The organism is uncultured Pseudoteredinibacter sp. (assembly GCF_947500695.1).
GTDB lineage: Bacteria > Pseudomonadota > Gammaproteobacteria > Pseudomonadales > Cellvibrionaceae > Pseudoteredinibacter.
On sequence record NZ_CANMSS010000007.1, the window covers coordinates 69,300 to 95,298 of the forward strand.

A 25,999-nucleotide genomic window follows, 5' to 3' on the forward strand; every position below is an offset into this window, starting at 1 on the left:
AATATTTCGTCAGATGTGAGAGGTTAGATGAGCCCGTAAAAGGCGGCATCGCCTCTGAAAGTTTAAATGTAATTCGTGCAGATCTACCGGGGTCAGATTCCAAAGGGATCTGACCCCTAACTACTATTTTTAAAACCCATATTAATAAGTCTATAAGTGGTGGGTTTGTGTTTCTGACAAGGCGCCTCGGAGCACAGGGCGGGAGTGTACGTTTAGTACATGACCAACCGAGCACCGAAGCAACGCCGTCAGAAACACAAAGACGCCGCTTAGAGCTTATTAATGGCGGAAGTGTCGCATTGATGTGAAAACCATCGCCATCCCAGCCTCATCGGCGGCTGCAATCACTTCTTCATCACGAATCGAGCCACCTGGCTGTATCACACAGCTAATACCAACCTTGGCAGCATTATCAATACCGTCACGGAATGGGAAGAAAGCATCGGAAGCCATACAGCTACCTTTTACTTCCAAACCAGCGTGTTCAGCTTTAATAGCAGCGATTCGTGCAGAGTTTACGCGGCTCATTTGGCCAGCGCCCACACCAATGGTCTGGCCGTTTTTACCGTAAACAATCGCGTTGGATTTCACCATCTTGGCGACTTTCCAAGTGAACAGTAAATCGCGAATTTCTTCTTCAGTTGGTACGCGTTTGGTGACCACTTTTAAGTCACTCGCCGTTACCATACCTAGATCACGATCTTGCACCAATAAACCACCGGCTACGCGCTTAAGATCGAAGCTTGGTGCTGTTTCACCCCAGGCTCCACACTCCAGCAAACGAACGTTTTTCTTTTCAGCAACAGCCGCTTTGGCCTCCGCGCTGATGCTTGGGGCAATAATCACTTCCACAAACTGCTTGGCGCAGATATTAGAAGCGGTTGTTGCATCCAGCTCGCGGTTGAAAGCGATAATGCCACCAAAGGCCGATTCTGGATCGGTCGCAAAGGCTAGTTCGTAGGCGGTATTAATATCGGCCGCAACGCTCACACCACAAGGGTTGGCGTGCTTCACGATCACACAGGCTGGCTCGTCAAATAGTTTAACGGTTTCCAGTGCGGCATCGGTATCGGCGATATTGTTGTAAGAAAGCTCTTTACCTTGAATTTGCTCAGCGCTAGCAATGGTGCCGGCCGCTGCATCTTTCTCAACGTAAAAGGCGCTGTCTTGGTGAGAGTTTTCACCGTAACGCATATCTTGAGCTTTAGTAAACTGACTGTTGAACGTGCGGGCAAACTTATCGTTACCACCAGGCACCATGCGGCCGAAGTAGTTGGCGATGGCACCGTCATAAGCAGCGGTGTGCTCATAAGCTTTAATGGCCAAATCAAAGCGAGTAGCCTGACTAGTTGCGCCTTCGTTGGCTTGCATTTCCGCAATAATCGCTTCGTAATCGCTGGCGTTAACCACGATATTTACAAAGGCATTATTTTTAGCAGCTGCGCGCACCATGGTTGGGCCGCCGATATCGATGTTCTCGATAGCGTCTTCCAAACTACAACCTTCTTTAGCAACGGTTTGCTCGAACGGGTATAGGTTGACCACAACCATGTCGATTGCATTAATGCCGTGCTCGGCCATTACGCTATCGTCTTGGCCGCGACGAGCTAAAATGCCGCCGTGTACTTTCGGGTGCAAAGTTTTAACACGGCCATCCATCATTTCTGGAAAGCCGGTGTAATCCGAAACTTCGGTTACTGCGATGTTGTTTTCTTGCAGTAAGCGGAAGGTGCCGCCAGTGGAAAGCAACTCAACGCCCATAGCGCTAAGTTGCTGGGCAAATTCAACAATACCTGATTTATCAGACACACTGATCAGTGCGCGTTTTACGGCAACCAGGTTTTGGTCATTGCTAGAGCTCATGGTTAGATCCTGTTAGTGATCGAAAAGTGAATCGATTAAGAAATCGTTTCTATCTGTCTCTATATCAGTTTTCAGCGCGACTTAAAGTAGGCCGTACTGTTTCAACTTTTTACGCAGGGTGCCACGGTTTAGGCCCAAAACTTGTGCAGCTTTGGTTTGGTTGTGGCGAGTGTGCTTCATGATCACTTCTAGCATTGGTGCTTCAACTTCAGCCATTACCAACTCGTATACGTCGGTAACACTCTGGCCTTCCAAGTTGCGGAAGTAGTTTTCCATCGCAATTTCAACGCTGTCACGCAGAGACTGGTTACGGCTGGTGTCGGTCAGCTGGTTAGTCTCAACAGGCGTGTTCGCAACCGGTGCTTCAGTGGCGAAGGTTTCTACGCTATTCATGCGGCTTGTTCCTCTATAGTCTTGATTAAGTCGTCGAACAGCTGTTCGACATAATGCTGTTGTTGTTGGCAATCTTCCAATTTGTTAAAGGTTTGGCGTAGGCCAGACCAATCGAAATTTGCCGTATGGGTGTTAACAGTATCTGCAGCCAAAGTTTGCAGATACCAGCCCATATGTTTACGGGCAATGCGCAAACCGAGGTAATCACCATAGTACTGGTGTAATGCCTCGAGATGCTGGCTAATCGTGGTTTGTATGGTTTCCAAACTCAGCAATGGTGCGGTTTTTTGTTCTTGGAGGTAGTGATTAATCTCTTGGAAAATCCAAGGGCGCCCTTGGGCTCCTCGGCCTACCATTACCGCCGCGGCCTGAGTGTGGTCTAAGACCTGTTTGGCTTTGTGCGGGTTTGTAATATCGCCGTTGGCGATGACAGGAATATGGATGCTTTGCACTATTTCGGCAATGGTGTCGTATTCGGCTTCGCCTTTAAAGCGACAGGCACGGCTGCGGCCATGTACGGTAAGGGCTTGGATGCCAGAATCTTCTGCGATGCGAGCGACTTTAAGGCCATTGCGTTCTTCGGGTGACCAGCCGGTGCGTATCTTTAGAGTTACCGGTACATCTACGGCAGCAACCACTTGTTGCAGAATATCAGTCACCAAGGCTTCATCGCGCAATAGGGCGGAGCCGGCGGCTTTATTGCAGACCTTTTTAGCTGGGCAACCCATGTTGATATCGACGATCTGTGCGCCGTGCTCCACGCAAGCTTGTGCAGCTTGGGCTAGCATGGCGGGCTCGGCACCTGCAATTTGCACGGCACGAGGTTCGGCTTCGTTTTTGTCGATAATGCGCTGCTGGGATTTGCGGCTATGCCACAGCTTGGTATCTGAGGTAAGCATTTCGGCCGTTACCATGCCTGCACCGAACTGTTTACACAGACGGCGAAAAGGCTGATCTGTAATACCAGCCATAGGCGCCAGTACAACTGGGCTGTGGATCTGGTATGGGCCAATATGAAACAAGTGTCTTTCCTGCAAGCTGGTTCAAGACCGTCGCTAAGCCATTGTTTTTCAATGATCTTAGGCGCTAGGTCAGTTTTGGTGTGAGTAGTTACTTACTGGCAATCGTTATGATGCTGGTAACTGCTTATTTTTCCACCAGGTCCCGAAAAAGGGCGCATATGATACCTGTAGAGACCCTGCTAAGGGAAGTGGGAATTTGTTCGATTTGCCGTTTTTTTGATCGGTCAAAGGTGGCTGGGTAAAGCTGACGCTTAAAATTGCATTTTGTGTGGGGTGGGCTTGCATTTTAGTTTGGGGGTTTTGGGGTATCTCGGCTTCGAAATGGGGTCAGATCCCTAGGGATCTGACCCCAGGTGTAGGCACTTTGTTCGCGGCTTCGAGGTGGGGTCAGAACCCATGGGTTCTGACCCCGGGGTATGAGATCCCTAGGGATCTCATACCCCGGTGTGAGCGGTGCGTTTATTTAACGTCGACTTTGTAGTTGACGGCTTGTTCGCCTGGATCGACTATCTCTAGGGATAGATGGATTGGGCGCTGAATGGGCATGATGCTGGCCCCAGCCAGTTCGCCGGCTAGATACTCAGCGGGGCGAAAGCTGCGCCTGGCGATGGCTTTACCATCGATGTTGCTAAAGGTTAGCTGAATGTCTGGGAATTCTTGCTCAAAGTTGGCCAGGTTCAGCAGCACCATGTCTACCACCAGTGCTTGCTCTTCTTCTGGGTGGCTGCGCACAACTAAGTTGGAGGCCTTCAGTTTGCTTAGATCGACCTGCGGCGGCAAGCTGCAGCCAATAAAATTACAAGCCGTTTGGTAGAGGTCGCGATAGGGGGGCTGTAAATTTAAATCATCGAACTTGAGCCATGCAAACTGCCCTACGGCCAGCACGATGGCCATAAACGCGCCGCTACCCCATAGCCAATTCCAGCTAGGTTTTTCTTGGCGAAATTCCATTTCAAGCGGCTCAGGCTCGATACTGTCGATCATCTCCGCTTTGCTGGGCTCTTCTTCATTTACAGGTGGGATGGTAGCGGTATCAACGCTTTCTAGAGGCTCTTGCTCTGGAGTGGATTCGTCAAAGCTAGGCTCGATTGCATTGTCTGTTGCATAGCTGTCCTGAGCATTGTCAGCCTGCTCGAGGTTGTATTCACTATCTTGTGCGAGGCTAAGATTACCTGCATCAATTGTATCCATACTAAGCGCATCTTCGAGTTGCCCGCTTAGATCTAATTCGTCAAACTCGCTTTCTTTATGTGGGCCTTCGTCAGCCTGATGATGAGCTTCTGGCGCGAAAAATGGGTCGCTTTGGATTTCCGACTCTGCAAACAGCTCTGGCTCTGGTGGATGTTTGCGGTCAAGAGCTTGCTCGATTTTGGAATGCTCGCTTTTATTTTCAGCGGCCTCAAGCTCCTTCATCATCATTTCCAGAGCCCAGCTTTCATCTAAGCCTTCTTCGTCTTGCTCTTGATGCTCTGAAGTAAAGGCCTGTGGCAAGTTGTGGCTGGTATCTGACTTCTGTTTAAAGTGCTCGGTATCGTCGTCGATAAAGCGAGGCTCTTCTTTTGCTTCTGCTTTCTCTTCCACTGACTCCTCTTCCACGGGAGCTTCTACTTCCAAAGCTAGACTGTTGGTCTCTGCTGCGGGCTCAGTCAGAGCTTCTTCTAGAGATTCTACGCTTACTTTTTCGCTTTCTTCCTGTGAGTTATCAACGACAGGGGGTTGCTCTTCTTCGAGTTCAACCTGCAAAGGTTCGATGTTTAAGTCGTTTGATTCCGGGTTTAAGTCGCTTGAATCTGGCTTGTCTGCAATTAATTCTTCTGCGGGCTCATCATCGAAGCTGAGTGATAACTCATTGCTATCGGAATCTACCTTATCAAAATCTTTGTTGTTAGCAGCTTCTGTCGAATCATTGGCTTCTGCCAAATGGCTTGTTTCTAAAGAGTCTGCTTCGGCGCTCGCTAAGCTTGATTCGCCTTCGCTATTAAAGCTTGTGGGCTCGTACTTGGCCTCATCAAGACTCTGTTCGGCTAGTTGGCTAAGCTCATTAAAAAAGTCATTGTTAGCCGTCGCTTCTTCAGGCCCTGGGGTTTCGATCGGTTCTTGCTTTATCGCTTCGGCTGTAGGTGCTTCAGTCGCTGGCGCTTCAAAGCTGCTAATGCTGGCTTCATTTTGCGATGTAGTTGGTGGCTCTATATCAAGTCCTTCGGAGAAGGCTTCATCCAGTTCTTGATCCAGCTGTTCGGCAAGGCTTTGGTCGATTTGACTGAACGGATCTTCTTCGTTGTCCTCTATCGCCAGTTCCTGGAAGTCTGATTGCAGTGAGCTATCGAGTGTTGAGTTATCTAAAGCTGCGTTATCGCTCTTAGGGTAGTCGTCCCAGCTAGCGGCAGGCTCTTTTTCTTCTTTTTCTTTGGGGGGCTCTTCGCTAGGGGCAGAATTCAAGGATTCTGGAGTTGATGCTTGTGCGGATTGCACGTGCACATCATCAGCCGCTTCATTCGGCTCTGTAGTCTTATTAAGAATTAAGCCATTGTCGACGACGTGGTCAATCGCTTTAAAAACCTGCAGGCAAGAACCGCAGCGCACGGCACCCTTGGCGCTGGCAAGCTGCTGGCTATTAACATTAAATGCGGTGCTGCAAGCTGGGCAGCGAGTGACCATATTATCCACTGTGCTTCTTGTTATTCCTGATCTTATCCGTGTAACTAGCTGTTCGATCAACAGGCCTTTGGACCACAGTGTAGCGGCTCCGTGCTGATTGAGCCACTATCTATGCTGTCTGTCGCTCGCAGAGTTTGCGGCAGTTCTCTACAGGCCGCTTAATCCTTAACTTTGCTTGCGGTTAGGCAGACCCATTCTTCGCGCTGTTGTGGCTCATCAAAGTCAAACCACGGTCGGTAGGCTTCCATTACAACTTCAGCTTGGTTGTACAAAATTCCCGATAAGCAAAGTTTTCCACCAAGCTTAGTCAGCGAGCTCAAGCTGGGTGCTAACTCGGCTAATGGCCCGGCCAGAATATTGGCCAGCATTAGATCGGCAGGCTCTTGCGGGCATTTATTGGGTAGGAAAACAGTGATGGCATCTTCCGCTAGCTTGTTGCGCTCGGTGTTTTCGCGGGTAGCGATTAAGGCTTGAGGGTCGATATCTACACCAATTGCGCTATCGGCGCCTTTTAATAGTGCGCCAATGGCTAGGATTCCGGAGCCGCAACCATAGTCGATAACGCTTTGCCCTTTGATATCTTGTTGCGCTAACCACTGCAAGCACAAAAATGTAGTGGGGTGTGTGCCGGTACCAAAAGCGAGGCCTGGGTCGAGCATTAAATTAATGGCTTCGGGTTCTGGTGGTTCTATCCAGCTTGGGCAGATCCAAAAGTTATCCGCACACTTAATGGGGTGGTAGTTTTTCATCCATTCCCGTTCCCAGTCTTTGTCTTCTAGCTGTTCCCAGCGTCCAGCGACCTTTTGTTGAGAGAAATGTTCTGCAATGGATTCGGTATCGACAGTTGCTTCATATAAGCCTGTCACGCGAGTTTCTTGCCATAGGGGAGTCTCGCCGAGTGCTGGTTCTAATATGGGTTGGTCGGCATTATCTTGCAAGGTGACCGATACGGCTCCGGTTGCCAACATTAGGTCTTCGATAGCTTCTGCTTGATTGCGATCGGAATCAATTTTAAATTGTAACCAGGGCATAATAGATCTCGGTGTGGGATAGTTCGTTGTGGCTTGCTGTGGTGTAAGCATGGCCGCAGCAGGGCGCTTTCATTGGGCGTCTATAGTGCATTTATGGAGCGCTATATAAAGCACCTTATATAAATTGGGCGGGGCTATTATACTGAGCGTCACTATAAAGCCCAGCGCCGTGATGGCATCGGCTGAATACTAATAATGGATTGCAGATATGGAACAGGAAAAACGCGCTTCGTGCCGAGTGAAAGTTCTTTGTCGGATGAAGATTTATCACTCGAGCTTTGGAGAAAAAGAGGTCAATACTCGTGATGTCTCTGATGATGGGCTGTTTTTGCTGTTGGAACCTGAAGTCTTACCGCCAATGGGTACGGTTATTCAGGGGCAATTATTAGGGAGCGCTGGCCCACAGGCCCTATTAAACTTAGAGGTCGTCCGCTGCGAAGACAGTGGTGCGGGCTTTAAGGTGCATAAATCTGCCGCTTGCTTGGATTTGCCGGATCGCCTTAAAAAGCTAGAGGCCTAACTGATTGCACTGTCAACTAAATGCCGAGCATCTGCTCAAAGTGTGAACTGCAACTCATAAAGCTAGGCTTTGCCAGCTTCGGCCCAACTTAAGTGCCGTGGACAAGCTCTAGGCGCATCGCTAAGCTTCCCTCTTGTTTGTCATTTTGCAGCATCTAGGTATCTCCGTGCCCTTTAAAAAGTCCCATGTTCCCCCCGATCTATTAGAAAAAAATAAACCTCAGCAGCAGCGTGCTGTGCAGACTTATGAGGGCATTTTAAATGCCGCCAGTGAGCTGCTTGTGGAACTGGGGGTGGAGCGGATTTCCACTAACCTGATTGCTGAGCGTGCGGGTATTACTGTGCCTGCGCTGTATCGTTATTTTAAGAATAAGTACGCCGTGCTTTACGCTTTGGGTGCGCGTTTGATGGATCGACAGAATCAGATATTAGTGGGGTGGCATGAAACCTACTTTGATCCCAGTGAGCCCGAGAAGTTATTTGTTGAGGTCGAGGGTTTGGTAAGGGAAACCTATGATGTTACTCGCGAACAGCCGGCCAGCCTGGCTGTGCTTTCAGCGATGCGTGCCATTCCAATTCTGCAAGAGGTTCGCTTGCAGTCCCATAAGCGTATGACTCAGTGGCTATTGAGCCAGTGGGAAGCTTTTTATGAGATTGATGATGAAGAGCGCATTGGTGTGCAAAGTCGAATGTCGATGGAAGTTGCAATGACGGCGGTGGAAATGTCTATCGAAGATAGCGAGACCTCAGCGGATATTGCCATCGAAGAGGCTGCCAAAATCATCGTCTTGTATTGGCGCGATATGATCAGCCGTATGAGCTATAAGGGTGGTTAATCCCTCTATTTTATTGAAATTGTTTTTTAACATGCTGGGAGCGTGGGGTTTTTCTGTAATTTAAAAGTTAGTTATGACTATCTTTTGTTTTTTGTTTGGGGTAGGATTCAAGCTGGAAGAAGTATTTAGAATAAAAATGCATCCTTAAGTGGGCCTGTTTATGAAAACTATTTATCAGATTGCTATGGCTTTGCTTTGTGTAGGCTTAGTAGCTTGCGGCGACGGTTCGGCGCCAGCTGGAGATGCCAAGGCCAAGGTTAATTTTCGACAGCTACCAGAAGATCCTCAATTGGCGGCTCTTTACCAGCGCAGTTGTATTGCCTGTCATGGAACCGGTGCGCCGGCAATTCCGCAGACCGGTGATGTGGCTGCTTGGCAGCCTCGGGCGGCAAAAGGCATGGATGCATTACTGGATAATGTGATCAACGGGGTGGGTGGTATGCCACCTTTAGGTATGTGTATGGACTGTGAGCCAGAACAGTTCGAGGCATTAATCGAGTTTATGGCGGCTGGTACGCTGAGCAAATAACCCCCTTAAGTAGTAGATCGCAGGCAAATTGAGAGTCTGTCGATGAAAAGCGGTAACAATAATAGGCAATAGAATGACTAATCGACGTCAGTTTTTAAGTGCATTGGTGGCGACAGCAACAACGGCTGCAGTAAACCCAACCATTAGCTTGGCCGTCTCGGCAACCTCCAGCTCTGATGCGGCCCCCGCTAAAAAGAAGCGTAGAATTCCCTGGCGTAACTGGTCGGGTTCGCAGGAGTGTTTTCCGGCAGCGCGTAAGGCGCCTTCATCTGTGGCCGAGTTGCAGGAGCTGGTAACGGCCGCTCCAGGTATTGTGCGTCCTGTGGGGGCGGGTCACTCTTTTATGCCTTTGGTGCCCACTGACGATACGATTATTTCTTTAAGCCGCCTTGCGGGTGTTATTGAGCATGATGAGCAAAGTAATACGGCGCTTATCTGGTCGGGCACGCGTTTAGGAGATATTGGTGCACCGCTTGCGGAGCGAGGGCAGGCATTGATTAATATGCCTGATATCGATGAGCAAAGTTTGGCGGGCGCGATCTCTACAGCGACACATGGAACCGGCGCTGGCTTGGGTTGTATGTCTAGCTATGTCGACGGTCTGCAGCTTCTTACTGCAAATGGTGAGCTTATTGATTGCAGTGCAGACAATAATGCCGATATTTTTAAGGCGGCCCAGGTAGGCTTGGGTTCCTTGGGGATTGTGACTCAAATACGCATGCGTAATGAGCCGCTGTATCGTTTGCGACGTGAAGCCGAGTGGATGCCTATCGAAGATATTCTCGCTCAGGTAGATCAGTTGGCTGATAATAATCGTAACTTTGAGTTTTACTATATTCCGTTCTCTGGCATGGGCTTTACGGATGTGCATAACATCACTGAAGAAGAACCTTCTCGCACCGAAGAAATGGATCAAAATGATGGCGCCAATACCTTAAAGAGTTTGCGCGATTGGTTGAGTTGGTCGCCTAAATTGCGCGAGCTGATTCTTTCATCCTATATGAGTAGCCTCGATAAAGAAGTGGTAGTGGCCAACTCTTGGGAAAACTACGCCAAAGAGCGCAATGTGCGCTTTAATGAAATGGAATACCACCTACCTCGAGAAAACCTAGTGGCTGCCTTTAAAGAGATACGCGCCGAAGTTGAAAATAACTTCCCCGAAGTATTCTTTCCGTTCGAAGTGCGAGTGGTGAAGTCCGATGATATTTGGTTGAGTCCTTTTAATGGGCGTGAGAGTTGCTCGATTGCCGTGCACCGTTTTTTCCAAGAAGACTTCAAACCGCTATATGCCGCCGTTGAACCCATCTTAAGAAAATACGGCGGCCGCCCGCATTGGGGTAAGTTAAATACTCTAAGCGGCGCTGACTTGGAAAAGCTATATCCTCGCTGGAATGATTTTAAAGCTTTACGTCAGCAGCTTGATCCGCAGGACAAGTTTTTAAACCCTTATTTGAAGGGCATCTTTTCTTAAAACATTTGATCCCAAGAGCTGGAAGCCGATATGCAAAAAACAAAAAGAAATATGCTGCTAGGTTTAGGGGCTGCAGGAATTGCGGCCGCAGCTTTAAAGCCTAGAGATAATGGTGGGGCGCATAGCGATTATTTTAAAGCGCTTAGTGATAATCTGGCGCAAGCCGATGTATCCCAGCCTAGCTTGGTGATTGACCGAGCCAGGCTAAAACAAAATATCGCAACGTTACTTAAGCATATCAATGGGCGTTTTCACTTTCGGGTTGTGGCCAAATCTTTGCCGTCTATTAACTTGCTCAAAGAGGTGATGGAGCAAGCGAATACTAATCGCTTAATGCTCTTTCACCAGCCATTTGCTAATCAAGTGGCAGCGGCTTTTCCTGAATCGGATGTGTTGTTTGGTAAGCCCATGCCAGTGGCGGCTGCCGAGAATTTTTACCGTCAGTTACAGGGTGAGTTTAATCCCGATGTGCAATTGCAGTGGTTAATCGATAGCCCTGAGAGGCTACAGCAGTATGCAGCACTAGCAGGGCGCTTGGGGCGCAAAATGCGCATCAATATCGAAATTGATGTGGGTTTGCATCGTGGGGGTGTGAATAATTCGGCTGATCTTTTGGCAATGCTGGAACTCATTAAAAGCAGTAATTTCTTAAGCTTTTCCGGCTTGATGGGCTATGAGCCTCATGTGGTGAAGCTGCCGGGTAGTGCCGTATCCCATCGTGATAAAGCGATGACTGAGTATCAGAAATATTTAGATGTTGCGGTACAGTTCTTTGGGGCTTTTGATTCTAGCTGGACGCTAAACGCGGCGGGCAGTCCAACCTATCAGCTCTATGATGAAGGTGAGTTTCCCCATAATGAATTGGCGGCGGGTTCCTGTTTGGTTAAACCTACGGATTTTGATATGCCGAGCTTGGCTGATCATGTTGCAGCGTCTTTTATTGCGACGCCCGTGATTAAAGCCTTGCCGACCACCGAGCTTCCTGGTGTGGCAGCGCTGGGTAAGCTGATGGCCTGGTGGAACCCTAATCGTGAGCGTAGTTTCTTTACTTATGGTGGTTATTGGAAGGCAAAAACTGAATCGCCTGCCGGCTTGAGCCCGAACCCTGTATTTGGTCGCTCCACCAATCAAGAAATGCTTAATGGCTCTCGTTCTGTTGAATTGGCAGCGGACGATTGGGTGTTTTTAAGGCCGACACAAAGTGAGTTTGTGTTTCTGCAATTTGGTGATATTGCGGTTATGGAAAATGGCAAGCTCAGCGAGCGCTGGCCGGTGTTTCAGCAGCAGGTTTAAAACTCTGCTGCTTGTTCTGTCCGGGGGCTATAAATCCAATTGCGAGCGCAGATCAGCCATACGCTTTTGGTTTTCTTCTTTAGAAAGCGGTTCGCCGATATCTTCTGGCAGCGCTTTAATTTCTGGCATGCTGAGCTTATTGCCGGCCAATACCTGCTCGCAATATTTCTCGTAGCATTGTTTAAAAATTGGGAAGGCTGTTTTCTCGGCATTGCTGGCCAGCATAAACCAGCCGGCTTCTTTGCCTGCTAGATACACAGCTGGGTGGCTCCAATTGGCTTCGGCTTTAGGGCTTGGGGCGCCGCAAGCTTCTTGATAGGCGCTATAGGGCGCTGGCAGGCCATGCTGGGCTGGCTCACCTTCACAGGCGCGAATCATCTTGTTTAATGTGGGCAGGTAATCGGAGGTTTCCATTACCCGCTTGGCGCCACGCAAGATGGTTTCATTATCGAAGCGCTGTAGACCATCCAGCCACAGACGTTTGGCTTGGCCAAGCAGTTCATCACTACCAAAAGCACTGTGGTATTGATTGTGGTAATTGATGCGAAACAAGCTGAAAACCTGATTGATGGTTTCCTTGCGAGCTTGTACTTCTTCGCCGTTGGCGTTACCAGGATGTGTCAGTGAGGTCTTCGACAAGGCTGCGCTCTCTCGTGCTGCGTGGCTGCTGATTGCTGCCGTTATTATTGGCTACTACGGCCTTTTGTTGCAACTTATGTTGCTGGGCCCAGTGGTATTTTACGTGTTGCAAAAATTTGGTATTCCAAGAGCTATGTGCTTGCTTGGTTTCCTTCCAGTAGAGAATAAATTCTGGCAGCTGCTGCTGGGCAAAATTCATATCAATATTGGCCATGCGCAAGATGTCATAGACATCGGCGCTGGCTTGCCAGTTGTCCGGAATAATATGTGGGTTGGCATCATTGGCGACCGAGGACTGGAAGCGCGCCCATTGGCGTCGTACATGCTGGATAAATTTGGTATTCCAAGTATCCGCACTGGTGCCTTTTTCATGCCAGTAAAGAATAAACTCGGGGATGGCGTCTTCCACAAACTGCGGGGTAATGCCCGCATGCTTGATCATCATTTCCATGGCTTCATGGCTGGGGCGCCAGTTGAAGTCGATGGGGCGCATCTGGTCCCTTTGATGGGTAAAGGTTTCACGCTCGCGCCATTTGTGAATCACACGGTTTATGAACTTTGAACTCCAAGACTTGTGGGATTCGCCACTGTCGCGCCAAAAGGTGACAAACTCGGCCACTTGGGCTTTTGCAAAAGCTTCCTCAACATTCATTTGTCGCAGACGCTGCAGGGTTTCCATATCGGGCTGCCAGTTCGGAGGTATTAATGTAGCTCCTGGCTGCGGCTTGCTGCTCTGAGTTTTTAGATGGCTAGATACAATGGGTAAGCCTTGGCGGCTGCGCGGTGCACTTTCAGGCGCTGCGCTAGCCTGCTCGGCAAAGCTAAACAGCAATTGCTGTGTTTGCTGAAACGGCGCCGATGCGATATGAATTAAGCCCTTGGCCGCCAGGCTCTTGCTTACTCGCTCAACATCCAGCTCATTGAAAAAAGGCAGGCGCTTTTCTCGGTCACTTTGATTGAATAACCAGAATCGCTGTTGGGCGGGCTCGCGAATATCGGCGAGCTCAGTCAATACCGCAAATAAGCAGGCTTCCTCTAGGCCAATTGTGGCCGCAAGGCTAGGCGAGAGCGCCAAAATTCGTTCTTGATCAAATGGTGAAGTCATGGGGCGATATTACCATTGATTGGCTGGCTAAGCTTGGGAAAATGTGGGGGCTGCTTGGGCGGCATATTGGCTTTTGGCTGACAGGTAGTTGTTGCCAATTAAGGTATACTGCGCGCCAGTAAAATCGTAAAGGAGCCTGTGGGTGGCTAAGACAAAAACCGCATATGTATGTAATGACTGTGGCTCTGATTACCGCAAGTGGCAAGGGCAGTGCACGGATTGTGGTGCCTGGAATAGTCTAAGTGAAGTAAAGCTTGGCCCTACGCCCAGTAATAGAGCGGCCAAGTTTGAAGGGTATGCTGGTGCTGCTGGGGGCGGTGTAAAAACGCTCGCGGATATTGATTTGCAAGATGTGCCGCGCTTTAGCTCTGGAACAGGTGAGTTTGACCGCGTGCTAGGTGGCGGTTTAGTGCCGGGATCAGTGGTGTTGATTGGCGGTCATCCTGGGGCAGGTAAGTCGACCTTATTGCTGCAAACCATGTGTTTTTTGGCGGCTCAGAAAGAAGCCCTGTATGTCACGGGTGAGGAGTCTTTACAGCAGGTGGCTATGCGCGCCAAGCGCTTGGGGTTGCCCACTGATAGATTAAAGATGCTATCCGAAACCAGTGTAGAGGCGGTATGCACGGCGGCGCAAAATCTTAAGCCTAGTGTGATGGTAGTGGATTCTATTCAGGTGATGCACCTAGCGGATATCTCGTCAGCGCCCGGTAGTGTTTCCCAGGTGCGTGAGAGCGCGGCCTATTTAACGCGTTTTGCTAAGCAAAGTGGCACGGTGTTGATTTTGGTTGGTCATGTGACAAAAGATGGTAGTTTGGCTGGCCCCAAGGTGCTGGAACATATGATTGATTGCTCGGTGCTCTTGGAGGGCGGACATGATAGCCGCTTTAGGACCATGCGAGGCAATAAAAACCGCTTTGGTGCTGTCAATGAGCTGGGAGTCTTCGCCATGACTGAGCAAGGCTTAAAAGAGGTGAGCAACCCTTCAGCGATATTCCTGCAGCGTGGTGAAGAGGCTGCTGCGGGTTCGTTGGTTATCGTTGTCTGGGAGGGTACCCGTCCGTTGCTGGTGGAGATTCAGGCCTTGGTGGATGATAGTCATCAAGCCAATCCACGCCGAGTCGCTGTCGGCTTGGATCATAATCGACTCAATATGCTATTGGCGGTATTGCATCGCCATGGTGGCATTATGGTGGGCGATCAGGATGTCTTTATAAATGTTGTTGGTGGCGTGCGGGTGATGGAAACCAGTGCGGATTTGGCCTTGTTGTTAGCGGTAATTTCAAGTTTTCGAAACCGTGCCCTTGATAGATCTTTAGTTGTGTTTGGTGAAGTGGGCTTGTCTGGTGAAATTCGCCCGGTGCCTAGTGGGCAAGAGCGTTTGCGAGAAGCGGCGAAACATGGATTCAAGCGAGCTATTGTGCCGATCTCCAATTGTCCGGCTGAGCCTATTGAGGGCTTGCAGGTCTTGGGGGTGAAAACTTTGCAAGAAGCGATTTCAGCGATGGAAGCCTAATTTTCTGGCTACCACTGATGCCTATAATGTAGAGCTTTATCAGCCTAAAGCTGTATTCAGGGAGAGAAACCCAAGCCCGAGTATCAATACCCTGGGGCGTGCTTTATACTGCGCGCTTTTGTTTGGTTTACAGTGCCTAAAAATTGCGCTGTTTTGGCCTCTATTTCTCTATCATTTCCTTTGTGTTAAGTGGCTTCGGGCCCGGTAACTTTGGAACGGATTGAATCCTGAGGCGAGAATTATTTAGGAGTTATAGATGCACATAAGCTCATATGACCATATGAAGCGTATTGCGGAAAAATATTTGAACGCTGACGAGAAGCTCAATATCTACGATTTGGGCAGTTACGATGTGAACGGCAGCTACAAGCCTATCTTTGACAATCCCAATTGGACGTATAAGGGGATTGATCTTGAGGCGGGCCCTAATGTTGATATTGTATTAAATGATCCCTACCGCTGGCCTTTAGAGGCGGAAAGTGCAGATGTTATTATTTCTGGCCAGGCTTACGAGCATATTGAGTTTTTCTGGGAAACTTGGATGGAGATGGAGCGGGCGCTAAAGCCTGGAGGGCGAATTTTGCTAATCGCACCTTCTCGAGGGCCAGAGCATCGTTTTCCGCAGGACTGTTGGCGGTTTTATCCAGATGGTTATCATGCCCTGGCCAAATATGGTGGTTTGGGCTTGGATGAGGTGACTACAGACTGGGAACCACACGCAGCGGAGTGCAGTCACGCCTGGGGTGACACCGTGGGTGTCTTCCATAAACCACATCGAAGGCTGCGCGGACGGATAAAACGTAAGGTTTTGTTGTCTCTAAGAAGATGGCTGTTTCGCCTGACTGTAAAGTAGGGTTTAAGCGCAGTCAAAAGCTGCTGACCAAGAACGATGATGAATTGAGAAGACTCTGTGGAAGATAGCCAACAACAAAAGATCGGGCAGCAGTTAGTTGCTACTGGCAAGGTTTCTAGCCGAGATATCGAAAGGGCTTTGGCTGCCCAAGAGGAAATGGGCGGCTATATTGGCCGAGTACTGGTTAGTTTGGGCTTAATCTCGGAATTAGACCTGCTGGCCGCCTTGGGTCAGCAGCTGAATAAGCGCCTTATCAGCAACGAGGAATATCCGGAAGAAGCTATTCGCCTAGACGGCTTGGCTGAAGAGTTTTTGTTCAACAATCTTGTTGTTCCCTTTCGCAGTAGCGAATCCCAGGTAGATTTTGCGGCAACCGTTCCGCAAGATCCCTTCATTAATAAAGCCCTTAAGCTAGCTTTGGGGCGCCCTGTTAATATTGAATTTGGTCTAGAGAGCGATATAAATGTTGCGCTGGCCAAATATCGCGAGAGCGATGAAGAAGGTGACTTGGATGATGAAGGTGAGGCATTTATCGGTGACGATGAATTCATCGAGCATCTAAAAGACTTGGCGAGTGAAGCCCCAGTGATACGGGTGGTTAATCAGATTATTCACCAAGCCTTAGATCTAGGCGCATCTGATATTCATATTGAGCCTTTTGATGATGGCTTGCAGCTGCGTTATCGCGTGGATGGCGTTTTGCAGGATATGCCGGATCCGCCATCGCCCGATTTATCCGCAGCCATTGCTTCGCGAATCAAGTTGCTGGCTGGTTTAAACATCGCCGAGCGACGTTTGCCTCAAGATGGTCGAATCATGACTCGTGTTAAAGGGCATGAGCTCGACTTGCGTGTTTCCACTACGCCAACAGTGCATGGCGAAAGTATCGTTATGCGTGTACTTGATCGTCAGAGTATTCAGCTTAGCTTGCAAAGCATGGGCTTTAGCGAAGATACCTTAAAAGTCTATTTGGATTTGCTGGTCAAGCCCCACGGCGTTTTGTTGGTAACTGGCCCAACTGGCTCAGGTAAAACCACCACGCTTTACGCCTCATTGGCTTCTATGGATGCTGCTTCCGCGAAGATTATTACTGTTGAAGATCCAGTGGAATATCAGTTGCGCGGTATTAACCAAATTCAAGTGCAAAGCCAGATCGACCTCACTTTTGCGGCCGCTTTGCGATCTATCCTGCGTCAGGACCCCGATATTATTATGATCGGTGAGATGCGTGATACTGAAACGGCGCAAATTGGCGTGCAATCAGCGTTAACTGGCCACCTAGTGCTATCGACCCTTCACACCAATACCGCTGCCGGTGCTATCACTCGTTTAGAAGATATGGGGGTGGAGCGCTACTTAATTACCTCTTCGGTAAATGGTGTATTAGCTCAGCGATTGGTTCGTACGCTCTGTAAAGAGTGTCGTGAGCCTGTAGATTTATCGGCCACTGCAAAAACAGAAGCTGGCCTAGATCGTTTTATGCCTACTGGTGAAAATACTATTTATCACGCCAAAGGCTGCTCAAACTGTAAACAAACCGGTTACCGAGGCCGTACAGCTATTCATGAATTGTTTGTGATGGATAGCCAAATGCATCGCGCTATTTTGGATGGCGCGGATGCAACTCGCCTGCATCAGGAGGCTCGCCAACAAGGCATGATCACCTTGTATGAAGATGGCTTGCGCAAGGTTGCCGCAGGTGAGACCTCGCTTGAAGAGGTCTTGCGAGTTACCCAAGATCAAAGCGATGATGACCAGGCGGCTGAGTTGCGTGCGGTCGATGCCGAGGTGAGTGCTTAAGATGGCGGAGTTTTCCTACAAGGCGGCTGATCGCCAAGGTGCGATGACCCAAGGAAATATTTCGGCTGCCAATAAAGAAATGGCCATTCGTAGCTTGCGCCAGCAAGGTTTAACGCCGGTTTCTGTGCAAGAAGGCTCGGTTAAAATCAAGGCTGATTCGGATAACGTTCGTTTATCCCGAGAGCAGGTTCTGAATATTACCAGTGAGCTTGCCGTGTTAATGCGGGCGGGCTTGCCGATCGATCGAGGCTTAAAAGTACTCATCGATATGAGTCAAGAAGATGAACCTAAAATTGTCCTTGAAGAATTATTGAAAACCGTCAAAGGCGGTAAAGGCTTGAGCACTGGCTTAGAGCTCTATGAGCGTGATTTCGGTGGCTTTTATGTCAATATGGTTCGCTCTGGTGAGGCCAGTGGTGACTTAGCCAATGTGCTTCAGCATTTGGCGGAATACCTTGAAAACGCCAAAGAAGTTCGCTCAAGTGTTGTGTCGGCCCTTATTTACCCAGCCATTTTGATGGGGGTGGCGGTGATTTCTATCGCTGTCATGTTGGGCTTTGTGGTGCCGCAATTTGAATCCCTGTTTGCCGATATGGGTGATGCCTTACCGGCTATGACCGCAGGAGTAATTGCCGCTGGTGATTTTATTACCGGGTGGTGGTGGCTTTTATTAATCATCATCGCGGCCGTTGTTTGGTATGTGCGTCACTGGATAAGTACCGATGAAGGTGAATACCGCTGGCATGGTTATTTGTTGAAGATGCCTATTCTCGGTATGGTTTTGTTTAAATATGAGATGGCCAACTTCTCTCGTACGGTTGGCACCTTGTTAGGTAGCGGTGTGTCACTGTTACAGGCGCTTACCATCGGTATTAATACCGTGGGTAATCGTCATGTAAAAGAATCCCTGCAGGATTTGCCGCCGGCGGTCAAACAAGGCGGCCGTATATCTACAACCATGGAATCTAATGGTAACTTTACGCCCAAAGTGGTTCAGATTGTTCGTGTGGGTGAAGAATCTGGTAGCTTAGATGCGATGATGCTAGAGCTAGCGCGGGTTTATGATGGCGATGTAAAGGTGGGTGTTAAAAGGGCGCTAACCTTTATTGAGCCAATTTTGATTTTGTTTATGGGTGGTGCTATCGCCCTAATTATTATTGCCATTTTGATGGGGATTATCTCCGTCAATGATTTGGTTTAAATCGTATTGGCAGCTGCTTCGTTGGTAGTTGCTTCGCAATAAAAATGATGAGGAAGAGACTGTGAAAAAATCGCTAAATGTAAAAGCTGAAAAAGGCATGACCTTGATCGAGCTATTGGTGGTTTTGGCTATTTTGGCCTTGGTTGCTGGTTTGGTCGGCCCAGCTGTTATGGATAAATTTGGTGGCGCACAGAGAAAAACTGCTGTTATTGAAATCAATGGCATCATCTCGGCCTTGGATATATATAAGCTAGAGGTGGGTCGCTACCCGAGTAATGATGAAGGTCTTGCCGCTTTAGTTGAAAAGCCCGCCAGCGCAAAAGGTTGGAACGGTCCTTATTTATCAGATCGCAAAGTGCCGGTAGATCCATGGGATCGCGAGTATATCTATAAATATCCAGGTGCTAACGGTGGTGTAGAAGTTATTTCCTATGCCGTAGATGGTCAGCCTGGTGGTGAAGGTGATGCCGCTGATATTTCCAGCAATGACTAAGGCATAGCCAGTAAGCCTTTATGCAATTTCGCAGTCGCGGTTTCTCTTTAATAGAGTTAATGCTGGTATTGGCCATTATGGCAGCTGCGACAGCGGCGGCTTTGCCAGCCATGGGTCGCATGTACGATGCCATGCAGTACCGCGATTCTGTACGTTCATTAATTAGCTCCACCAAGGCCGCGCGTTTCAAGGCGCTAAGCTCTGGGCGGTCGGTAGATTGGGTTTATCGCGCAGGTTCTCGAGAAGTGTTGGTGAACGACAAGCTGCAGCAGACCTTCGATGAAAGCTTTTCTATTGAGGTGGTTTCTGCGAAAGAGCTCAGTGGTGACGCCCGCAAAGCGGTTATTCGTTTTTATCCCGACGGCAGCTCAAGCGGTGGTGATATTCGCCTAGAGCATGAAACCGGTAAAGGTGTGCAAGTTAAAGTCGATTGGCTGTTTGGCCGTATCAGTCAGCATTCTTTGGAAGAAGAGTTTATATAATGCGCCGCTCTCAAGCAGGGTTCTCATTGCTAGAAATGCTAGTCGCTATTGCGGTGCTAGGGCTTTGCTTGGGTGCCTTGTATCAAGCAGTAGCGGGTGCAAGTAGAAATGTGTCTTTGGATGAGCAGTATGCCTATGCCTCCGTCCTGGCCGAGTCCTTATTGGCAAATCACCAAGTTGTTCCCATCACGGGTTTGCAGCTAAATGGTGAAACGGAAGGTGGTTATGGCTGGCAAGTATCGACTCAGCCCGCTGCGGGTGATTACCCTGAGGGTATGAAAGAGGGATCGTTGCAGGATATAGAGGTGGTTGTATCTTGGGATGATGGCCACAGAGAACGTCAGTTTCTATTGGAATCAATTGTTGTCGGAGCGGAGGAAAAGCAGTAAATGCCTTTGCGTCGAAATGCCGGATTAACCTTGATAGAAATGCTAATTGCGCTTGCGATCTTATCGCTGGTTTCGCTTGCGGCGACCACCGCCTTAAGGAGCTTCGCACAGAGTCAGGTGGCGGTAGAGCGTAAAATTGAGAAAGCTGAGCAGATGCGAATGACCTTGGCGTTCGTTCGCAGAAGCTTGCAAAAAACCGTGCCTATAATGCACCCAAAGGGCTTTTATACGTATTTTAAAGGGACGGCCGATGAGCTGATTTGGGTTGCACCAATGAGCCAGGTAGGGGCTAAAGGCTTGCAAATTTTACGCTTGTCTGTGGGGCAGGATGGCGAGATGCTCCTACAAATGTTGCCTTACAATAGTGATTGGAAACCACCTGTATGGGCAGATGTCGAGGCTTATAAAATCCTAGCTGGTGGCGCGGAACTGGAATTGGGTTATCGCGCTAATTGGCAAGAACGTTGGCAGGATGCTTGGGATTTATCAACAGAGAGCCCGTCGACTGTTAGGGTAAATATTCGTATGCATGATGAGTATTGGCCCGAGCTCATAGTTCATATGGCAGCTACCCAGGCGGTGCAGTTGTGACCTTAGGCTCCTACCGTAGGCGGCAATCTGGTGTGGCGCTGGTGATGGTGATGTGGCTAGTGGCTGCAATGTCACTTATGGTTGCTTCTGTGGTGTATGTTGCAAGAATGGATGTAAAGCAGCAGCAGCTTGATCAGGAAATGATTCGTGCTGGAGCGCTGTTTGATAAAGCAATGCGTCTATCAATGAGGCAATTCAAGATAGATACAGCTGAAAATAATGCCTCCAAACAGATAGCGCAGCAGTACTTTTTAGAGCATAACTCTAGCGAATTGAAAGTGGAAATTTACCCCGCAAGCGGCTTGATTCACCTAGGGTCTTTGACTCCGGAGCTATTAGTAGCAGTTTTGCAGTTTGGGGTAGGAGTGGAAGGCGGAGAGCTTGCCTCCTTTGTTGAACTGATAGGTGGCGGCTTTTCTTCGGCTGCTATTGATGATGAGCTTTTGGATTTACCTAATCGTTTTAGGGCGCTGGAGGATTTGTTATTGATTCCAGGTATTACTGTCGACCGCTATGAGCTTCTTAAAGATTACTTTTATATTGGTCAAAGCGGTGCTCCTGGGGTTAACCCTGCGGCGGCTCCCAAAGAGCTTCTGTCAATTTTGGCTGAAGGCGATGAAACGGTAGTTGATGAATTTTTGATGTTAAGAGAAGAGGCGCTTAACTCTGGTGATGGCAATGTAATACCTCATGCTCAGTTCTCAACTGGGATGTTGTCTAGCGCTGATAGTTCTGTATATAGGGTTGATGTTAGCTTGGCTGCTGATAAATATGCTTTTCAGCAGCGCTATTGGATTTCAATGATGCAGAGTCGTGAGGGTTTACCTTGGAAGGTTAAGTCAAAGGAACCTGTGCGATCCGTAGAGAGCCGATAAAGTGGTGGCTAGTAATGGTCATCATGGTTTACCAATAATGTTTAACGATTTGATTAAATGAAACTTGAGACGAATAATTTAAGCCTATTTGGCTATGATTTGAGTAATGCTTTTGCTTGGTTACGCTTGGCTTGGCGTGAGCTTCTTTGGGACCGGGACTCGCCTTTACTGCGAGCTTTCGAGGAGCCTGTTCGCCTTTATGATGCCGATAGCTTGCAAGAAATAGGCATATACCGTGGTGATCAAAGATTGGCTAGAGATGATCGCAAAATTGAAACCCAAGCCGTTTGTTTGGCCGATAGCGCTGTACTTTCAAAAACTATTCAGTTGCCTATTGCGGTAGAGGCCGATTTACCTGAAGTCATGTTGTTAGAGGCTGCAGCTAATAGCCCGTTTCCGGAAGCGGATACTGTTATGGGGTGGCGTGTGGCCAAGCGCGAACAAAGTAGCTTAAGTGTTGATTTGTTAATAACTCATAAAGCTGATGCTCGAGCGGCTATTGCCTCGATAGATGGTGCTGAAGAATTATGGGCGCGAACTTCTTCCAGTCTAGTTTTGATGGAAGGCTTTGAGGAAAATAGGCGCCGGCAAAGGTATTTGGGCTCCATTAAAAAGGTTGCCTTTAAGTGTTTTGTGATCGTGCTATTGGCATGCGTTGCGCCTGCAATGGTGTCTGGGTTTCGCTTTATTCAAATGGAAAAGGTCCAACAACAGTTTCAAGATCTTAAGCGTGATTCCGCATCGGCTGTAGCAGCTAGGGAAACCTTGGCTAGTGCTAACGATCTTATGGATAGGTTTAATGTGTTAATAGGCGAACACCCCGAGCCTAGCTACTATTTGCAGCTTCTTACTCAGCAGGCAGCTGATGATGTCTGGTTGCGGAATTTTAACCTGAAGGGGTTGAAGCTGCAGATAACTGGCTATGCTGAAGATGCCACAGCGTTTATACAGCAGTTATCGCAACTAGAGCAGTTTTCGCAAGTTAAGCAGCGTGGCGGCATTCGTCGTGATAACGCCTCTGGTAGAGAAGTGTTTACTTTGGATGTTAGCCTAGACCCTGAGTTTAGGGTTTTGGAGGGTGAAAAGTGAGCATAGTGCAGCGCCGATTTGGTCGGTTTCTTATCGTCATCGCCGCAGTTGCCCTTCTAGTGATAGCTTTAGTTTGGGGGCATTTTGTTTCCCGCTACTTCGAATATTCGGCAGAGATTATACGTTTGCAGCCGCTAATGGCTCGATTTGTGGGAATGAAAAATAGCGAGCAGCGTTTTATAGAAGCTGATCGGCAGGTTAGGGCCAGTTTAGAGCAGCTATCGCTATCCGCGTCCGGTGGTGCAGATGCCGCCGCTGCTGAATTGCAGCGCAAAGTTCGTGCGCTTGCATCGGAGCATGGCATGTCGGTAGCGGGTAGCCAGATATTGCCTGTAGTTGAAGGTGAGGGTTACCAGCAACTCGCCATTAATATGACAATTAAAGGCGAAATGCCATCTTTGCCAAGCTTGTTGCAGGGCTTGCATGACTTAGAGCCAAGGGTAATTATCTCCAGCGCTCAAATTAGCCCTGCTAGATCACGCCGGAATGGCCCGCAAAGTGTAAGTCTCAGGGTGAGTGTATTGGCGTTGAGGACTAGGCCATGAATTTAAACAGCATAACTTCTATGGGCTTCCCCAAGTTGCTTGATCGTATTTTATTGATTTCTATTGTTTCATTTTTAGCGTTGCTCTTATGGTGCGTATATAAGGTGTGGGTCACGCCTGTTCCAGGAGCTGTACTGCCGGCGGAGAGTGCGATGACGCCACTGGTCGTTGAAGATAGGGAGCCACTGGTGGACGCTAATATAATTAACGAGAGGCCTTTGTTTTGGCGAGGGCGAAAACCTGCTGTGATTGAGACAGTTCCTGAGGAGGAGCCTGTAGATTCTGGTACTGGTGACTTGTCTAGGATCAGGGTGCTGGGTGTTTATGCCTCAGGAGCAATGATTTCCGGGGTCAAAGGCAAGGGGCGAGTGAAGCTTGGTGAAGAGATATTTGGCTGGAAGTTGCAGAAGCTTTCAGGGAATCAATTGCGCTTTGCTAAGAATGGTCGCTATGAGTATTTAAGCTTGGAAGAGCCTGTAGACAAGGCTAAGTCTGAAAATGGCGGTAAAAAGAGCAGGAATCGTTAAGCTTATAATTAAGTTTGTGTGAGTTGAGCTGGGAAATCCTATGTTTTTCAGGGGGTTACCTTGCCAATCTGTAGTTGCTTGTAAGTTTTGTGGCGATTTAGTAGTATGCAGCGGCAATCGGCAGCGTGATAAATATAAGTAATAGAGGCCGGGTGGCACTTTGTAAGAGAGCGCGGATATTTTACCTCTCTGTGCTATAAATCAATTTATCGCTTTAAACAAAACTGTAATATTTAGCATTGATACTTGTGATCGACATGATGCGGTCTATAGTATGATTGCTTTTGTTTTGAATTAAATTCCACTTTGTTGATTGAGGGGGCTAAGCTGCTCTTCGTTCTATAAGGTGAAAAGCTATCTGTCAAAGATGGTCGTTTGGCACACTATTCAGCTCTAATTAGTGATTCAAATAGTGCTTGCGAAACAAGTTTTGTGTGGAATAGCGTTAAGCGACAAAAAAAATAGCTAAATCCATGAATTGATAAAAAATTCAGTTGTTTAGCTATAGTTGCTATGTTATTTTACACCCCCGTGTTTACATGGCTGATGCTATGTGAATTATGCGGTAATGCCCAGTACGCTGTTTTATTCAGTAGGGAGTGCTGCATAAATGTGCTTTATGCAGTTGTGTTAAAGAGAAAACTAAAATTGTTGTAAACCTAGGAGCAACATAAATGAAGAAAAAACTGTTACCTTTAGCGCTGGCGGCAGCGGCTGGTTTAACTGGCATTAATTCCGCTCAGGCAGTACACGTAAACCCTGATGGTGAAGGTGAAGTTCTGATCTATCCTTTCTATACTGTAGAAGGTGGTCAGGCTACATTGATCAGTGTTGTTAATACCACTGACAAAACCAAAGCTGTTAAGGTTCGTTTCTTGGAAGCCATGAACTCTCAGGAAGTTCTTGACTTTAACTTATACCTATCTCCACAGGATCACTGGTCTGCTGCTATCACTGCTACGGCAGATGGTGCTCAGGTTCAAACTTCAGATACCTCTTGTACTGTACCTCAGTCTTTGGCTGCTACTACTCCAGGTGTTGCTGGTCCTGCGGTTGCTTTCCGTAACTTCGAATACCAGTCTGACAGCAAGAACAAGGGCACTGATCGTACTCGTGAAGGTTACGTAGAAATCATCGAAATGGCCGAGTTCAATGATGCTGGTAACGCTGCTACAGCGGCAATGTCTGCTAACATCAAACACGGCTCTAACAGTGTTCCTGCTAATTGTGCCGCTGTTGCTGCTGCTTGGAACGCTGGCGGTGCATTCCGCGCTGTGCCTGCAACTCTGGCTTTGACTGAGCCTGCTGGTGGTCTATACGGTTATGGTGTGTTGATCGATGGTGCCGCTGGTACTGACGTGACTTATGATGCTGTAGCTCTAGATGCATTTAACGACACTGTTAACCACACTGATCCAGGTAGCTTGTTGCCTTCTTTGAACAATGCGAGCCCTGCTGATGCTGTAGTATTCACCGATGGTGCTGCAACTACTTTGTCTTTCGTAGATGGTATTGATGCTGTTTCTGCAGCTATCCAGAAATCTTCTATTGCGAACGATTTCGTTTTAGCTTCTGGTGTTAACGCTGAAACTTCTTGGGTTGTAACCTTCCCAACTAAGCGTGAGTACGTTGACTCTACTCCAGCAACTGCACCGTTTACAGTGCCTTGGAGTGCAACTAATACCCAAGCTTGTGAGCCAATTAGCATTACTTACTATAACCGTGAAGAGCAAGGCGTAGCTCCTGATGCGTTGGACTTCTCTCCAACTCCTCCAGGTGCAGCTCCAATATCTTTGTGCTACGAAGCTAACGTAATCAACTTCAATAGCTCTGACGTTCTGCATGCTTCTGATCGTGTAACTCGTAAGTTGGATGTTGTTCATGATACTGGTTGGTTGACTTTGGGCATGACTGTTGATGCAACTAACAACCGTCTAGCTCCAGCTAGCTCAGCTCCAGTAGGTACCACTCACATTAATGGTCTTCCAGTGATTGGTTTTGCTGCTCAGAAGTACGTTAACGGTTCTGTAGGTGGTGTATTGGCCAACTACGCTGGTAGCGTTACTCACAAAGGTACTGTTACTCTTACTCCTTAATAGTAGTAAGTTAGTATCTTAAAAAAGCGCGGCTATATGCCGCGCTTTTTTGTGTCTGGCTTTTGATGGCTGGCATTTATCTTTGATAAGTGGCGAAGTTGCGGCTAGACAAAGCTGTTGTAGTCAACCAGAATTAGCAGTATGGAACTATACGTTATTCCAGAGGACTAATCTGGGTGGCTCAAA

25 protein-coding genes are annotated in these 25,999 nt (G+C 48.3%); 18 read left to right on the forward strand and 7 right to left on the reverse strand.

The features are described 5' to 3' along the window. Positions 1–279: 279 nt before the first annotated feature. The 5 genes from purH to prmA form a co-directional block, all read right to left on the reverse strand. Positions 280–1,863: a bifunctional phosphoribosylaminoimidazolecarboxamide formyltransferase/IMP cyclohydrolase gene (gene purH, locus Q1A08_RS13455; RefSeq protein ID WP_299773747.1), complete on the reverse strand. Its 1,584-nt coding sequence runs from the start codon at positions 1,861–1,863 to the stop codon at positions 280–282. Between the two features lie 81 nt (positions 1,864–1,944). Continuing rightward, a complete protein-coding gene (fis, locus tag Q1A08_RS13460) occupies positions 1,945–2,256 on the reverse strand; it encodes a DNA-binding transcriptional regulator Fis (RefSeq protein WP_166849727.1) in 312 nt (103 codons plus the stop codon). Next, positions 2,253–3,278 carry a tRNA dihydrouridine synthase DusB gene (gene dusB / locus Q1A08_RS13465; protein WP_299773752.1) on the reverse strand — a complete coding sequence of 342 codons (1,026 nt, stop codon included), beginning with the start codon at positions 3,276–3,278 and terminating at the stop codon, positions 2,253–2,255. The genes fis and dusB overlap by 4 nt, the downstream gene beginning before the upstream one ends. Positions 3,279–3,737: 459 nt before the next feature. Then, positions 3,738–5,936, reverse strand: coding sequence for a DUF3426 domain-containing protein (locus Q1A08_RS13470; protein WP_299774100.1), 2,199 nt, complete (start codon positions 5,934–5,936; stop codon positions 3,738–3,740). 158 nt (positions 5,937–6,094) lie between these two features. Continuing rightward, positions 6,095–6,967 (reverse strand): 50S ribosomal protein L11 methyltransferase, encoded by an 873-nt coding sequence (prmA, locus tag Q1A08_RS13475; RefSeq protein ID WP_299773754.1) that lies wholly within the window; start codon positions 6,965–6,967, stop codon positions 6,095–6,097. A gap of 208 nt (positions 6,968–7,175) precedes the next feature. Between prmA and Q1A08_RS13480 the strand changes: the two genes are divergently transcribed. The 5 genes from Q1A08_RS13480 to Q1A08_RS13500 all read left to right on the forward strand — a co-directional run bounded on the left by Q1A08_RS13480 (position 7,176) and on the right by Q1A08_RS13500 (position 11,615). Next, entirely contained in the window at positions 7,176–7,487 is a 312-nt protein-coding gene (locus Q1A08_RS13480; RefSeq protein WP_299773756.1) for a PilZ domain-containing protein, read from the forward strand. A gap of 166 nt (positions 7,488–7,653) precedes the next feature. Further along, on the forward strand, positions 7,654–8,322 hold the full coding sequence (locus Q1A08_RS13485) for a TetR/AcrR family transcriptional regulator (RefSeq protein ID WP_299773758.1): 669 nt from the start codon (positions 7,654–7,656) through the stop codon (positions 8,320–8,322). A gap of 160 nt (positions 8,323–8,482) precedes the next feature. Further along, positions 8,483–8,851, forward strand: a complete 369-nt coding sequence (locus tag Q1A08_RS13490) for a c-type cytochrome (protein ID WP_299773760.1) — start codon at positions 8,483–8,485, stop codon at positions 8,849–8,851. Positions 8,852–8,924: 73 nt separating this feature from the next. Further along, the gene (locus Q1A08_RS13495) at positions 8,925–10,322 is read left to right on the forward strand and encodes a D-arabinono-1,4-lactone oxidase (RefSeq protein WP_299773762.1); all 1,398 of its coding nucleotides are present in this window, start codon (positions 8,925–8,927) and stop codon (positions 10,320–10,322) included. A 30-nt stretch (positions 10,323–10,352) separates the two neighbouring features. After that, entirely contained in the window at positions 10,353–11,615 is a 1,263-nt protein-coding gene (locus Q1A08_RS13500; RefSeq protein ID WP_299773764.1) for a DSD1 family PLP-dependent enzyme, read from the forward strand. A 27-nt stretch (positions 11,616–11,642) separates the two neighbouring features. Here the strand turns inward: Q1A08_RS13500 and Q1A08_RS13505 are convergent, their stop codons facing one another. Next, positions 11,643–12,254 carry a replication protein P gene (locus Q1A08_RS13505; RefSeq protein ID WP_299773766.1) on the reverse strand — a complete coding sequence of 204 codons (612 nt, stop codon included), beginning with the start codon at positions 12,252–12,254 and terminating at the stop codon, positions 11,643–11,645. Further along, positions 12,223–13,359 (reverse strand): DnaT-like ssDNA-binding domain-containing protein, encoded by a 1,137-nt coding sequence (locus Q1A08_RS13510; protein WP_299773767.1) that lies wholly within the window; start codon positions 13,357–13,359, stop codon positions 12,223–12,225. The genes Q1A08_RS13505 and Q1A08_RS13510 overlap by 32 nt, the downstream gene beginning before the upstream one ends. Before the next feature lie 142 nt (positions 13,360–13,501). Here Q1A08_RS13510 and radA point away from each other — a divergent pair, with 142 nt between their 5' ends. The 13 genes from radA to Q1A08_RS13575 all read left to right on the forward strand — a co-directional run bounded on the left by radA (position 13,502) and on the right by Q1A08_RS13575 (position 25,813). Beyond that, on the forward strand, positions 13,502–14,872 hold the full coding sequence (gene radA / locus Q1A08_RS13515) for a DNA repair protein RadA (protein ID WP_299773769.1): 1,371 nt from the start codon (positions 13,502–13,504) through the stop codon (positions 14,870–14,872). 256 nt (positions 14,873–15,128) lie between these two features. Beyond that, positions 15,129–15,725, forward strand: coding sequence for a methyltransferase domain-containing protein (locus Q1A08_RS13520; protein ID WP_299773771.1), 597 nt, complete (start codon positions 15,129–15,131; stop codon positions 15,723–15,725). Positions 15,726–15,782: 57 nt separating this feature from the next. Beyond that, positions 15,783–17,525: an ATPase, T2SS/T4P/T4SS family gene (locus Q1A08_RS13525; protein WP_299773773.1), complete on the forward strand. Its 1,743-nt coding sequence runs from the start codon at positions 15,783–15,785 to the stop codon at positions 17,523–17,525. Between the two features lies 1 nt (position 17,526). Next, positions 17,527–18,726, forward strand: coding sequence for a type II secretion system F family protein (locus Q1A08_RS13530; RefSeq protein ID WP_299773775.1), 1,200 nt, complete (start codon positions 17,527–17,529; stop codon positions 18,724–18,726). Positions 18,727–18,787: 61 nt separating this feature from the next. Continuing rightward, a complete protein-coding gene (gene gspG / locus Q1A08_RS13535) occupies positions 18,788–19,219 on the forward strand; it encodes a type II secretion system major pseudopilin GspG (RefSeq protein WP_299773777.1) in 432 nt (143 codons plus the stop codon). Between the two features lie 20 nt (positions 19,220–19,239). Continuing rightward, on the forward strand, positions 19,240–19,701 hold the full coding sequence (locus Q1A08_RS13540) for a GspH/FimT family pseudopilin (protein WP_299773779.1): 462 nt from the start codon (positions 19,240–19,242) through the stop codon (positions 19,699–19,701). Further along, complete coding sequence (locus tag Q1A08_RS13545; RefSeq protein WP_299773781.1) at positions 19,701–20,090, forward strand: prepilin-type N-terminal cleavage/methylation domain-containing protein; 390 nt, start codon at positions 19,701–19,703, stop codon at positions 20,088–20,090. The genes Q1A08_RS13540 and Q1A08_RS13545 overlap by 1 nt, the downstream gene beginning before the upstream one ends. Continuing rightward, a complete protein-coding gene (locus tag Q1A08_RS13550) occupies positions 20,091–20,681 on the forward strand; it encodes a prepilin-type N-terminal cleavage/methylation domain-containing protein (protein ID WP_299773783.1) in 591 nt (196 codons plus the stop codon). It abuts the gene before it with no gap. Continuing rightward, complete coding sequence (locus tag Q1A08_RS13555) at positions 20,678–21,556, forward strand: hypothetical protein (protein ID WP_299773785.1); 879 nt, start codon at positions 20,678–20,680, stop codon at positions 21,554–21,556. The genes Q1A08_RS13550 and Q1A08_RS13555 overlap by 4 nt, the downstream gene beginning before the upstream one ends. 57 nt (positions 21,557–21,613) lie before the next feature. Next, a complete protein-coding gene (locus Q1A08_RS13560) occupies positions 21,614–22,645 on the forward strand; it encodes a PilN domain-containing protein (protein WP_299773787.1) in 1,032 nt (343 codons plus the stop codon). After that, a complete protein-coding gene (gene gspM / locus Q1A08_RS13565) occupies positions 22,642–23,190 on the forward strand; it encodes a type II secretion system protein GspM (protein WP_299773789.1) in 549 nt (182 codons plus the stop codon). Before Q1A08_RS13560 ends, gspM begins: the two co-directional genes overlap by 4 nt. Beyond that, positions 23,187–23,717 (forward strand): hypothetical protein, encoded by a 531-nt coding sequence (locus tag Q1A08_RS13570; RefSeq protein ID WP_299773791.1) that lies wholly within the window; start codon positions 23,187–23,189, stop codon positions 23,715–23,717. The genes gspM and Q1A08_RS13570 overlap by 4 nt, the downstream gene beginning before the upstream one ends. Positions 23,718–24,391: 674 nt before the next feature. Continuing rightward, positions 24,392–25,813, forward strand: a complete 1,422-nt coding sequence (locus tag Q1A08_RS13575; RefSeq protein ID WP_299773793.1) for a hypothetical protein — start codon at positions 24,392–24,394, stop codon at positions 25,811–25,813. Positions 25,814–25,999: the final 186 nt, after the last annotated feature.